Below are 12389 nucleotides of genomic sequence, written 5' to 3'. Positions count from 1 at the left end.
GCATCTTACCTCATCAAAACGGCAATGCCACGTCCGGACGCGCGGCCAGGATCACCTTGCGGAATTCGCCCTGGATGCGTTCCAGCGCCTCCGGCGTCTCGGCCTCGAAGCGCAGCACCACCACCGGCGTGGTATTGGACGAGCGCGCCAGGCCGAAACCATCGGCGTATTCGACACGCAGGCCGTCGATGGTGATGATGTCCTGCGCACCGTCGAACTTGGCCTCGCTTTGCAATTTCCCGATCAGCGCGAAGTTCTCGCCTTCCTGCAACTTCAGCTGCAACTCGGGCGTGCTGACCGATTGCGGCAGCGAATTGAGCAGCGCCGACGGATCAGCCTCACGCGCCAGCAACTCCAGCATGCGCACGCCGGCGTACAGGCCGTCGTCGAAACCGAACCAGCGGTCCTTGAAGAAGATATGGCCGCTCATCTCGCCGCCCAGCGGGGCGCCGGTCTCGCGCAGCTTGGCCTTGACCAGCGAGTGGCCGGTCTTCCACATCAACGGCTTGCCGCCGCGCGCCGAAATCCACGGCGCCAGATGGCGGGTGCACTTCACGTCGTAGAGGATTTCCTTACCCGGGTTGCGGGTCAGCACATCGGCCGCGAACAGCATCAGCTGGCGATCCGGATAAATGATCTGACCGTCCTTGGTCACCAGGCCCAGGCGGTCGCCATCGCCGTCGAAGGCCAGGCCCAGTTCATTGTCGGTTTCCCGCAGGCAGCGGATCAGGTCCTGCAGGTTTTCCGGATGAGCCGGATCGGGATGGTGGTTAGGGAAGGTGCCGTCGACTTCGCAGAACAGCTCGGTCACTTCGCAGCCCAACGCGCGATAGATCTCGCCGGCGAAGGCCCCGGCCACGCCGTTGCCGCAATCCACCGCGATCTTCAGCGGACGCGCCAGCTTGACGTCACTGATCATGCGCTTGATGTAGGCATCCTTGATGTCATGCGTCGAATAGGCGCCGGCGCCCTGCGGAAACTCGCCCTTGACGATGGCGTGGTACAGCGCCTGGATGGTCTCGCCATGAATCGCCTCGCCGGCCAGCACCATCTTGAAACCGTTGTAATCCGGCGGGTTGTGGCTGCCGGTGACCATGATGCCGGATTGGGTGTCCAGAACGTTGGTGCCGAAATAGACCATCGGGGTGGCTACCATGCCCAGGTCGATAACATCAACACCGACCGATTGCAGGCCCTTGGCCAGTTCAGCGGACAATTCAGGGCCGGAGAGACGGCCGTCACGGCCGATTACGACTTTCTTTTGGCCTTTGGCCAGGGCGGCGGCGCCGAAGGCCTGACCGATTTGGTAGGCGACCTTGCCGTCCAGGGTTTTACCGATGATGCCGCGGATGTCGTAGGCTTTGAAGATGGATTGAGAAAGCAGGGTCATGATGATTGCCGATACATTTTGTTGAAAATTGAAATCAGGACTTGCCGATGACTTCGAGTCGGTGGGCGCCTGGCGGACGCTGTGCCGCCTGCCGCTTCCTTTCTACGAATGTCCAATCGACGATCTCCGCCGCCGGTTGATAGCCGCTGACGACGGCATGCAACAACGACCGGATGACATCGATGTCGTTGTCATCCAGCGCCGCACGCAATTGTTCGAGCACCACACACAGCTTGTCCCATACGATGAAGTCTTCGTGAGCCGTCATGATGCGTGGATGCGCGGTTGGCTCCGGCTTCTCGCCGATCAGCAATTCCTCATAGAGCTTTTCGCCAGGACGCAAACCAACCACCTTGATCTCGATGTCTCCGTCCGGGCAGAGTTCGTCACGCACAGTCATGCCTGACAGCTCCACCATGCGTCGGGCCAGGTCATTGATCTTGACCGGCTCCCCCATGTCCAGCACGAAGACGTCACCGCCTTCGGTCATCGCCCCTGCCTGTAGTACAAGCTGTACGGCTTCCGGGATCAACATGAAGTAGCGGGTCACATCGGGGTCGGTTACCGTGATCGGACCGCCGGCCTTGATTTGCTCACGAAACAACGGAACCACCGAGCCCGATGACCCCAACACATTGCCGAAACGCACCATCGAGAAACGCGTGGTATTACGTGTGCCAGACACATTGCGCGGCTGCTCCAGGAAGCGTGGCGCCGAACTAGCAGCCAGCGATTGCAGGATCATTTCCGCCAGGCGCTTGCTGGCTCCCATCACGTTGGTAGGGCGCACTGCCTTGTCAGTACTGACCAGCACATAGTCGCTGACATTGTTCTCGATCGCCACGCGTGCTACGTGATAAGTGCCAAACACGTTGTTGATGACACCTTCGACCGGATTATGTTCCACCAACGGCACATGCTTGTAGGCTGCGGCATGGTAGACCGTACAAGGATTCCAGGTACGGAAGATCTGCGTAAGCCGTATGTAATTGCGCACGCTACCCAGAAGTGGAATCAATTCCGTACTGCCGCCCTGGCGCGCCAGGCGTTGCTCCAGGTCGCGGTGGATAGCGTACAGGTTGTACTCATTGTGATCCAGCAACAGCAATTTGCTGGGGCCGGAATCGAGGATCTGCCGGCACAACTCACTACCGATGCTACCGCCGGCGCCGGTCACCAGTACCACCTTGTTGGTGATGTTGCGCCCGATCAGGGTCGGATTGGGCTGCACCGGGTCGCGCCCCAGCAGGTCGAGGATATCCAGCTCGTGCTCATCTGCCACCGTGACCTTGCCCTGGGCCAGATCGGCCAGGTCGGGGACTGATCTGATGTGGACCTGGAACGGTCTCAACCTCTCGATGATTTCCTTGCGCCTTGAGCGACTGATGGATGGCAAGGCCAGCAGCACATCCGTGATGGCATAGGCGTGAATCAGCGACGCGGCATCGCTGGCGGCATAGACACGGCGGCCGTTAATGGTCTTGCCAAACAACTCGGGGTTGTCTTCTAGAAAACCGAACAGGACCAGTTGATGCCGTCGCTCCATGGCTTCGGCGATTTGTGCACCGAGCTGGCCGGCACCGTACACCAGCAAACGTGACTGCCGCAAATGCCTGCGTGAGGAGTCGACCCGGCTCAGCCATAACCGGGCGAAAGCCCGACTGCCGCCGACCAGCACCAGTACCAGCAATGGTTGCAGCACCCCCAGCGAGCGCGGTACGCCTGGCAGGCCAAGCCACACCAGCAGCGAGAACAGCGCCAGTCCATACAGGGTAACCGCCTTGGCAATGGTCACGATGGCGGAGATACCGGTATAGCGGAAGACCGAGCGATACAAGCCCAGGCGCACGAAGATGGGCAACATCAACAGGGGGGCCAGTTGATAGACGTGCCACTGATAGCCTTCCGGCCAATGCACCGTATCCAGGCGCAGGGAAAAGGCAATCCAGGTTGCCAGGAACGACATGCAGATGTCGGCCAGGGCCGCGATGGCCTGCTTGTTCAAGCGTGGGAGCTCAAGCATACGGTGTTTCATCGCTCAGGGGCTCTCATTGAATTGGTTCCATCTTGTCAACATGAGGTCGGAGTTCAATGGGCCACTCCATCGCTCTTGACGACCTTGATCAAAGTCCCCCATAGGATGCATAAATCGAACCAGAAGGAGCGTTTCTGCAGATATTCGACATCAAACTGCACCTTGAGCGGGATGGGAAGCTCGTCACGACCGTTGATCTGGGCCCAACCCGTCAAGCCTGGTTGTAATTCGCTGACCCCACTCTGGGTACGCAAGGCAATCAAATCTTCCTGGTTGTACAGGGCGGGCCGCGGTCCTACCAGCGACATATCGCCTCGTAGGATACTCCAGAGCTGCGGCAGTTCATCCAGGCTGGACCTGCGCAAGAAACTGCCGATCGGCGTCAGATGCGAGGTCGAATTGCCCAGCAGATGCGTCGCCACCACCGGTGTCCCGGTCTTCATGGTCCGAAACTTGGGCATGCGGAAGATTTCATTGCGCCTTCCCACGCGATCAGACCAATACAACACCGGGCCATCTGAGGTGAGCTTGATCAGAATCGCAATCATGGCCATCGGTAGGGCAAATACGACGCTGGCAACCAGCACAACACTGAAGTCAAACAGACGTTTCATATTATTGACAGCGCTATTGTCCAATCGCTCGCTCATGATATCTTCTTTATTCAGGCCACTGAAATATTTGCAGGGAACCTATGTTCCCGTAGCTTTACATGTTCGCAACTTCGCGGAACAATTCCAGATAGGCCTTACCAAGTGCCGCACCCGAGAACATTCGTTCATACCGCTGCCGCGCCGCTGCGCCCATCTTTGCAGCCAAGCCGTTTTCCGTCAAAAGGGTCTGCATGGCCTGCCGCAAGGCCGTCGGCGACTGCGGCTCGACCACCAGGCCGGTTTCTTCATGAGCATTGACGAACGACGTGCCGGTGCCAATTTCGCAGGAAATCATCGGCTTGCCGAACATCGATGCCTCCACCAGCACCATCCCGTATGCCTCCGAACGCAGATGGGAGGGCAGCACCAGAGCGTGGCAGGATTGCAGCAGCGATATTTTCTCTGCATCACTGACTTGACCAGCGAAGAGCACATTGCCCGCCCCGGCCTGCCGTGCGTATTGCTGCAAGCCTTCAAGTTCTGCACCGGAGCCGGCAACCACCAGCTTGGCGCCCAGCTTGGCGGCGGCATCGATCAGGAAGGGCAGCCCCTTGTAGTAGCGCAGTACGCCGATGAACAGGAAGAAAGGCTCTCCCGTCTGCAGCCCCAGACGGGACAGGATCCTGTCGTCGCCCTGTTTGGAATACGAGCTCTCCTCGATACCCAGAGGAATGATGCGCACTTTTTCCCGTATCTCCGGCTGTGCCAGGACCGGACTGGAGCTGGCATATGGCGGCGCGTTGGCTACGATGAGGCGCATGTCCTTGAGGGTATGCCACATCAGCGGACCGTAAGCGGCGTTGAGCCAGCGCTGGCGCACCACATCGGAAATATAGGTCATCACGGCCGGCCGACGCGGACGCACCACACCATGCAGGACATCCAGGAACGGCCAGGGGAACAGGTAGTGGATCACATCCGAGGCCGCCGCGCGCGCGGCAAACTCCCTGAACGCGGCCGGCCCACCAAGATCACACGACGCCGGTGCGGCCCAGGAACGGCAGCGCACCACCGTGGCCTCGGGGCGTTGCAACACAGCCGGCTGCGGTTGCGGCGAGAGCGTGAAGATGGTGTTGGAGGCACCCAGCCCGGCGGTCGACAGGGTGATCTGGCGAATCGCTTCTTGCAGCCCACCGGGCGGATCAGGAAAATAGGTGCGATAGACGTGCAATACGGCTGGATTCAAATCATGCCCTCATGTTTCGTCGTTGATGCAGATATATCTGTTCACTACTCCTCTTAAGCAGTCGCACGACGATATACCGCCAAGGTATTTTCTACGCAATGATTCCAAGAAAATTGCCGGCTCCTGTCAAATGCCTTCTGCGCTAACTCGCCACGTAATCTACCGTCGGCAATGATGCGCGCCATGGCGTGGGAAAGTCTGTCGACATCCTTGGGATCGATCATTATTCCGGCATCTCCCACTACCTCAGGCAACGAGGACGCATTCGAAACGATGACCGGAACACCGCAGGCCATTGCCTCCAAGGGAGGCAAGCCGAATCCTTCGTAGATGGAGGGATAGACCAAAGAGCCCGCGCCTGCGGTGATCATCGCCAGATCTTCCCGCGGCAGATATCCCAAAATACGGACTTCGCCTGCATTCACCATGGTGGCCATCTGCCGTTCCATGGCCGAAGTATGCCACCCCTTCATCCCTGCCAACACCAGCGGAAAACGCTTCCTGTCCTCGGCAGGCAGGCGAGAAAACGCTTCCAAGGCCACAGAGAGGTTCTTGCGCGGCTCCAGCGTCCCGACGGCTAACAAGTAGCGCCCATAAGTCAACGCATACTTCTGCAGCACGACACGGCATTGCTCGTTGGTACGCGGATGGAACAAGGTTTCCACGCCCAGAGGCACCGAAACGATGCGCTCGGATGGTACGCCGAACACTTCCATGACCTCTGCCTTGACGAACTCCGAATCGGTCAGAATCATGGATGCGCGGCGCAAGCCGGACTCGAAATAACGCTCCATCGCCCTCACCCGTTCGGCAGGGTGGGTCTGAGGAAAGCGAATCCAAGACAGATCATGCACCGTGATGACTGACGGCCTGTCGCACTTGAACGCCAAGAAATTGGGCTCATGGTAGACATCAGGCATCTGCGCGGCGATTCCGGCATTGAAACGAAATTGCGAAACCGCATGCTTCAGTTCATACGCGAAGGGAACGAAGCGCTTAATCCCCGCCTTGAGCAGGGTGATATTGGCCAACGGTGCTTGCCGAACCTGATGGTCCCACTTGGCGCCATAGAACAGCTTCAAATCGACGTCGGATCTAGCTGCCAGGCCCTGTGCCAATTGATAGGTATATTGACCAAGTCCGGTGAACGGCGAGAGCAGAATCGTAGCATTCAAGGCAATGCGCATAGCATTTCTGCCAAAACGGCACCCGGTATGAAGGATTGTCCAATGAAGATCATTATGCTTATGCTATTACAGGTCACAATCCAAGCCGAGAGGCAACCTACACCTCCTGCACAGATAAGCGCTGCGGATAAAAGCCGGACTGCCCCCCCCTTCCTGGTAGCCCGTCCATCCTCAACGCCCCCTGGAGACGGAGAAATCCGGAAACGGAAAGCCGCGTCCGTACTGGCTCACACCAACCCAAGGAAGTAGTCCGCCCTATTCCTAGTCAAAATATTCTGCTGCGGCGAACAGACTGCCGGCAAGATCTTTGGCGGATAGCACCGCAGGCTCATCGCCGATACCCCAGTCGATTCCCAGGGCGGGATCATTCCATACGATGCTGCGTTCAAATTCCGGGGCCCAATAGTCGGTCGTCTTGTACAGGAACTCGGCCGTCTCCGATATCACTCGAAAACCGTGGGCGAAGCCTTCCGGGATCCACAACATGGACTTATTGGCGGCACTCAATTCGATACTGAAATGCTGGCCGAATGTGGGAGAGGATCTGCGCAGGTCGACCGCCACATCCAACACGCTGCCAGCAATAACACGCACCAGCTTGCCTTGCGCTTGACGAATCTGATAATGCAGCCCGCGAACGACATTTCGCGCCGACTTGCTATGATTGTCTTGGACGAAATCCACATCCCGGCCAACAAGCTCGTTGAAACGCTTCAGATTGAAGCTTTCAAAAAAGAAGCCCCGCTCATCACCGAAGACCTTCGGCTCAACGACGAGCAAATCTTTGATTGGAGTCACCATTACTTTCAAAATACAGCTTCTTGATCAAGAATACGTTTCAGATAATCTCCGTAACCGCTCTTCAGCAACGGCTGAGCCAAGGCATTCAACTGAGCGGCGTCGATGAAACCCATGCGATAGGCAATCTCTTCCGGGCAAGCGATCTTCAGGCCCTGACGACGTTCAATGGTCTGAATGAAGTTGGCGGCTTCAATGAGGCTTTCATGGGTACCCGTATCCAGCCACGCGTAACCTCGCCCCATGATTTCCACGTTCAGTTGGCCGTGCTCCAGATAACGACTATTGACGTCGGTGATTTCCAGTTCGCCACGTGCGGATGGCTTGATGTCCGCGGCGATATCGCACACTTGGTTGTCATAAAAATACAGCCCCGTCACCACATAATTGCTCTTGGGCACTCTGGGTTTCTCTTCGAGACTGGTCGCGCGGCCAGCGGCGTCAAATGCCACCACGCCGTAGCGTTCGGGATCGGTAACGTGATAGGCAAATACGGTCGCCCCAACATCACGTTCGCGTGCAGACTCCAGCTTAGGCTGGAGGTCATGCCCATAAAATATGTTGTCGCCCAACACCAGTGCCGAGGGGGAATTGCCCACAAAATCGCGACCGATGATGAATGCTTGCGCCAGCCCGTCGGGACTAGGCTGGTCTGCATAAGAGATGTTCAGGCCCCAACCGCTCCCATCGCCCAGCAGGGCCTGGAAACGGGCCGCCTCATCCGGCGTGGTGATAATCAGAATGTCCTGGATACCCGCAAGCATCAATGTGCTGAGCGGGTAATAGATCATCGGTTTGTCGTAGACAGGCAATAGTTGCTTGGACACTGCTTTTGTCACGGGATACAGACGTGTTCCAGAGCCGCCAGCCAGGATGATACCTTTACGAGAGATCATTCTTCTTGGTTTCCATATCGTTCGGTGAGCATTCGCGCCACTCCATGTTCCCACGGAGGCAGCGCCAGATTGAATGTATTCCGCAGCAGACTACAATCAAGCCTGGAATTCATCGGCCGCCGCGCTGCGGTCGGATAGGCACTTGAGGGGATGGGGTCGACTACCGGTGCAGAGAAATCCATACGCAGACGGCTGAGCACCTCAAACACGAATCGGGCATATCCTGCCCAGGAAGTGGATCCATGGGTAGCCAGGTGATATACCCCCTCTCGATTCCGATCGGCCATGCATTGCATGATCGCTTGCGCGGTGACGTCCGCAATCAGTTCGGCCGAAGTCGGCGCCCCGATCTGGTCATCCACAATATTGAGTCGATCCCTTTGTGAAGCGAGCCGAACCATGGTGCTGGCGAAGTTGTTGCCACGCGTGGCATATACCCAGCTGGTTCTGAAAATCAGATGACGGCAGCCGGAACTGACAATGGCTTGTTCCCCCACCAGCTTGGTTGCTCCATACACACTCAGAGGTGCAGTTGCGTCACTTTCCCGCCAAGGCGCGGTGCCGTCCCCGTTAAATACATAATCCGTCGAATAGTGCACAAGCAGTGCATCACATGCACGAGCCGCCATCGCCATCACACCGGGGGCCTTGGCATTCACCAGCGTCGCCCGCGACGATTCCGACTCCGCCTTGTCCACTGCCGTATAGGCGGCTGCATTGACCACCACATCAGGGCGCAGGCGTGCGATAGTTTCTGAAATCCCTGCTGAATCGGCGAGATCGCCGCAATACGTCGTATCGTCGGCAGTCAGGCTGATCACTTCTCCCAACACGGCCAAGCTGCGCTGAAGCTCCCAGCCAACCTGCCCGTTCTTGCCAAACAAGACGATCTTCATTCCGCGCCCCTCTTGTAATTCTTCTCAATCCACTCGCGATATCCGCCGGACCGCACGTCGTCCACCCATTGCTGGTTCTGAAGATACCATTCGACGGTCTTGCGGATGCCGCTGTCGAAGGTCTCGATCGGCTTCCATCCCAGATCGCGTTCAATCTTGCTTGCGTCAATCGCATAGCGACGGTCATGTCCTGGACGGTCTGCCACATAGACGATCTGATCCGCGTATGCTCGACCATCGAGACGTGGTCTCAGCTCATCAAGCAAGGCGCAAATCGCGCCGACGATCTCCACATTGGCCTTTTCGTTCCAGCCACCAACATTGTAAACCTCGCCCGGCGTACCCGCCTCCAACACCCGGCGGATGGCGCTGCAATGATCTTTCACGTAGAGCCAGTCACGTATCTGGCGACCATCACCGTAGATCGGCAAAGGCTTACCATCGAGCGCATTGACAATCATTAGCGGAATTAGCTTCTCGGGAAAATGATATGGCCCGTAGTTGTTGGAACAATTCGTGGTCAATACCGGTAGCCCGTATGTATGGTGGTAAGCCCGGACCAAATGATCGCTGGCAGCCTTGCTGGCCGAGTAGGGACTATTCGGTTCATAGCGATTGAGTTCCGTGAAAGCAGGGGCATCCGGTGCCAGCGAGCCGTATACCTCATCGGTGGAGACGTGCAGGAAACGGAACGCAGAGCGCGCGTCACCTTCCAACGTACTCCAGTAGTTTCGTGTCTCTTCAAGCAAATTGAAGGTGCCCACAACATTGGTCTGCACGAACACATCCGGACCGTGGATCGAACGGTCCACGTGGCTTTCCGCCGCAAAATTGATCACCGCGCGCGGCCGATGGCGCCGCAGCAGATCCCCGACCAATGCACGATCACCGATATCGCCCTGCACGAACCCATACAGGGAATTTCCTTCTACCGATGAAAGATTACTGATGTTGCCAGCATAGGTCAGCAGGTCCAAATTAATCAGCGACTCCTGCGTCTGCCCAATCCAGTCCAGCACGAAGTTGGCCCCGATGAATCCTGCACCGCCTGTGACTAAAATCATTACATCCCTTGTCGCCAACGACCATCGAAGGCAGCCGACACTTTAAGTTTACAAATATGCTTGTCTCGGGTGAATAGCTGCGAACTAGGCAAATCGTCCTGATTGCGCGGTCAAAAATGACCAGTTATTAAGCGATCAATCATCGAGATAAGCCTCTGCTTGGACGATTAAGGAAGCTTGTCCGAACCTTCACGCGCTCGCCTGATACAACAAGGCCTGCAGTCCGAGGATAAAAACTGGCACGAAGCTGGATCATATGATGGCAGCCACCGCTACCACAGCTTGATTACTGGCCACAGGCCAGCTCGAAACGGAGCCCCCCATTAAGCCAGCTTGTGATCAAAATCGGTGTACATCCATCTTAAGGTCTCTTCCAATGGGATTTCCCGTAACGGTCCGACTTCATTGACGAGCTTGGTGGAATCCCCCTGCAACCGTCTCACCTCATTTGCACGAACAAACGCAGGGTTAGTCCGGACCTCAATGGAATATCCAGCAATGGTTTCCATCATTGCAATCACCTTCTTCAGCGATACAGAGTGACCGGAGCAAACATTGTAGAGAAAGCCCGACGGACTTTGATCAAGCAAACGTGCATAGACCTCTGCCACCATGCGCACATCAGAGAAATCGCGTTCGACATCAATATTACCAAGCTCAATAACCCGCTCGCCGCGTCGAAAATGACTAACGATCTTTGGTAGAAGAAACTTCTCTGCTTGTCCAACACCGGTATAGTTGAAAGGACGAGTCACAATGATCGGCAGACGGTCCGCCCAGATTTTCGCCACATATTCCATCGTGAGCTTGCTGACTGCATAATCATTGGGAGGACTTGGAGGGACTGTCTCATCAATTATTTCAACCGCCGAGTTGCCATACACCGTGGCACTGCTGGCCATAAGAACGGCCTTGGGTGGTTTGGGCAGTTGAGCCAACGTCTCGAGCAGATTACGGCTACCAATGACGTTGGTGCGATAAATGGCATCAACATCGCCGTGCGGTACATAAGATATCGCCGCCAGATGCGCTACGACATCGGGCTGGATTTCATTAACGACCCGCTGTATCGCCGAGCGATCACAGAGATCCATTGGGATCCCCTGCTGAATTGGAGAGAAACAGGTCCCGTAGACGTGATAGCCGCGCGCCTCCAACTCACGGATCAGATAGTATCCCGTGAATCCACTGCCCCCGGTAACCAGGGCCCGTGGCGCATCAGAACGAGAAGCCGGCGACATTGCGAGCCAAATCCGCTTCAACCATCATGGCACAGAGTTGCTCGAGTTGAGTCTTCGGTTCCCAACCCAGTTTCTGCTTTGCCCTAAGTGGATTACCGATAAGCAAGTCCACCTCAGCGGGGCGATAAAACTTGGGGTTCACCCTGACGAGAACCTTCCCGCTGGAAACGTCTACTCCGACCTCATTCTCATCGTTACCTTGGAATTCCAAAACGACATCAATCGCCTTAAAGGCCATGGTGACGAAATCACGGACAGTTTCTGCACGATTAGTTGCCAATACATAGGTATCAGGCTCATCGACTTGCATCATACGCCACATACCCTCAACGTATTCCTTGGCGAATCCCCAATCTCTCTTGGCCCCCATATTCCCGAGCTCCAAGACATCAAGTTTGCCAAGCTTGATCTTCGCTACTGCATCGGTAATCTTTCGCGTGACGAACTCGCGACCACGCAGCGGCGACTCGTGATTAAACAGAATGCCACTACAACCGAAGATACCGTAGCTCTCGCGGTAATTGATGGTCATCCAGTGCGCATACAACTTGGCGACGCCGTATGGACTGCGCGGATAAAAAGGAGTGCTCTCGATTTGCGGCACCGCCTGCACCTTGCCAAACATTTCGGAGGTGCTCGCTTGGTAGAAACGGATTTTCGGATTGACGATGCGAATCGCTTCAAGCAAATGCAATGCCCCCAGCCCTGTAATTTCGGCAGTGGTAATCGGCTGATCAAATGACACGCCCACAAAGCTCTGCGCGGCCAAATTGTAGACCTCTGTGGCACCTGTGTTCTGCAAAAGTCGAACCGAGGCGGAAAGGTCCGTCAGATCATATTCAACCAAGTGTAAATTGGGATGAGCCTGGATTCCGAGTTCGGCTATGCGCCAGAAGTTTACCGAGCTAGTGCGCCGATATGTCCCATAGACGGCGTAACCCTTTTCTAGAAGCAATTGTGCGAGATACGCGCCGTCTTGGCCTGAGATGCCTGTGATGATAGCTGATTTCATAGTGCTCTTTGTATCGATAACTTTGATTTAC

The 12389-nt window shown here is 56.4% G+C and carries 11 protein-coding genes; all 11 read right to left on the bottom strand.

Annotated features, from left to right (window positions below; translation table 11 throughout):
• Window positions 1–13 precede the first annotated feature (13 nt).
• Window positions 14–1390: a phosphomannomutase/phosphoglucomutase gene (locus AC07N6_RS01920; RefSeq protein ID WP_494780634.1), complete on the bottom strand. Its 1377-nt coding sequence runs from the start codon at window positions 1388–1390 to the stop codon at window positions 14–16.
• A gap of 34 nt (window positions 1391–1424) precedes the next feature.
• Window positions 1425–3395 (bottom strand): polysaccharide biosynthesis protein, encoded by a 1971-nt coding sequence (locus AC07N6_RS01915; protein WP_494780633.1) that lies wholly within the window; start codon window positions 3393–3395, stop codon window positions 1425–1427.
• Window positions 3396–3478: 83 nt separating this feature from the next.
• Window positions 3479–4039 carry a sugar transferase gene (locus AC07N6_RS01910; RefSeq protein WP_494781264.1) on the bottom strand — a complete coding sequence of 187 codons (561 nt, stop codon included), beginning with the start codon at window positions 4037–4039 and terminating at the stop codon, window positions 3479–3481.
• Between the two features lie 94 nt (window positions 4040–4133).
• Window positions 4134–5264, bottom strand: coding sequence for a glycosyltransferase (locus AC07N6_RS01905; protein ID WP_494780632.1), 1131 nt, complete (start codon window positions 5262–5264; stop codon window positions 4134–4136).
• Window positions 5265–5317: 53 nt separating this feature from the next.
• A complete protein-coding gene (locus AC07N6_RS01900; protein WP_494780631.1) occupies window positions 5318–6451 on the bottom strand; it encodes a glycosyltransferase family 4 protein in 1134 nt (377 codons plus the stop codon).
• 261 nt (window positions 6452–6712) lie between these two features.
• Window positions 6713–7252 (bottom strand): dTDP-4-dehydrorhamnose 3,5-epimerase, encoded by a 540-nt coding sequence (gene rfbC, locus AC07N6_RS01895; protein ID WP_494780630.1) that lies wholly within the window; start codon window positions 7250–7252, stop codon window positions 6713–6715.
• Between the two features lie 5 nt (window positions 7253–7257).
• Window positions 7258–8142, bottom strand: a complete 885-nt coding sequence (gene rfbA, locus AC07N6_RS01890) for a glucose-1-phosphate thymidylyltransferase RfbA (protein WP_494781263.1) — start codon at window positions 8140–8142, stop codon at window positions 7258–7260.
• A complete protein-coding gene (rfbD, locus tag AC07N6_RS01885) occupies window positions 8142–9041 on the bottom strand; it encodes a dTDP-4-dehydrorhamnose reductase (protein WP_494780629.1) in 900 nt (299 codons plus the stop codon). The genes rfbA and rfbD overlap by 1 nt, the downstream gene beginning before the upstream one ends.
• Window positions 9038–10105 (bottom strand): dTDP-glucose 4,6-dehydratase, encoded by a 1068-nt coding sequence (rfbB, locus tag AC07N6_RS01880; RefSeq protein ID WP_494780628.1) that lies wholly within the window; start codon window positions 10103–10105, stop codon window positions 9038–9040. The genes rfbD and rfbB overlap by 4 nt, the downstream gene beginning before the upstream one ends.
• Before the next feature lie 323 nt (window positions 10106–10428).
• Window positions 10429–11346 (bottom strand): GDP-mannose 4,6-dehydratase, encoded by a 918-nt coding sequence (locus AC07N6_RS01875; protein WP_494780627.1) that lies wholly within the window; start codon window positions 11344–11346, stop codon window positions 10429–10431.
• The gene (gene gmd, locus AC07N6_RS01870; RefSeq protein ID WP_494780626.1) at window positions 11324–12358 is read right to left on the bottom strand and encodes a GDP-mannose 4,6-dehydratase; all 1035 of its coding nucleotides are present in this window, start codon (window positions 12356–12358) and stop codon (window positions 11324–11326) included. The genes AC07N6_RS01875 and gmd overlap by 23 nt, the downstream gene beginning before the upstream one ends.
• Window positions 12359–12389: the final 31 nt, after the last annotated feature.

The sequence above is a fragment of the Herbaspirillum sp. GW821-FHT09A12 genome, assembly GCF_059418325.1.
Note: the sequence above shows the minus strand (reverse complement) of the source record. Positions and strands in the feature narration are given on the sequence as shown.

Excerpts from the sequence above, each read along its gene's own strand:
- AC07N6_RS01920 (WP_494780634.1), bottom strand. The coding sequence starts at position 1,390 with ATGACCCTGCTTTCTCAATCCATCTTCAAAGCCTACGACATCCGCGGC.
- AC07N6_RS01910 (WP_494781264.1), bottom strand. The coding sequence starts at position 4,039 with ATGAAACGTCTGTTTGACTTCAGTGTTGTGCTGGTTGCCAGCGTCGTA.
- AC07N6_RS01900 (WP_494780631.1), bottom strand. The coding sequence starts at position 6,451 with ATGCGCATTGCCTTGAATGCTACGATTCTGCTCTCGCCGTTCACCGGA.
- rfbC (WP_494780630.1), bottom strand. The coding sequence starts at position 7,252 with ATGGTGACTCCAATCAAAGATTTGCTCGTCGTTGAGCCGAAGGTCTTC.
- rfbD (WP_494780629.1), bottom strand. The coding sequence starts at position 9,041 with ATGAAGATCGTCTTGTTTGGCAAGAACGGGCAGGTTGGCTGGGAGCTT.
- rfbB (WP_494780628.1), bottom strand. The coding sequence starts at position 10,105 with ATGATTTTAGTCACAGGCGGTGCAGGATTCATCGGGGCCAACTTCGTG.
- AC07N6_RS01875 (WP_494780627.1), bottom strand. The coding sequence starts at position 11,346 with ATGTCGCCGGCTTCTCGTTCTGATGCGCCACGGGCCCTGGTTACCGGG.
- gmd (WP_494780626.1), bottom strand. The coding sequence starts at position 12,358 with ATGAAATCAGCTATCATCACAGGCATCTCAGGCCAAGACGGCGCGTAT.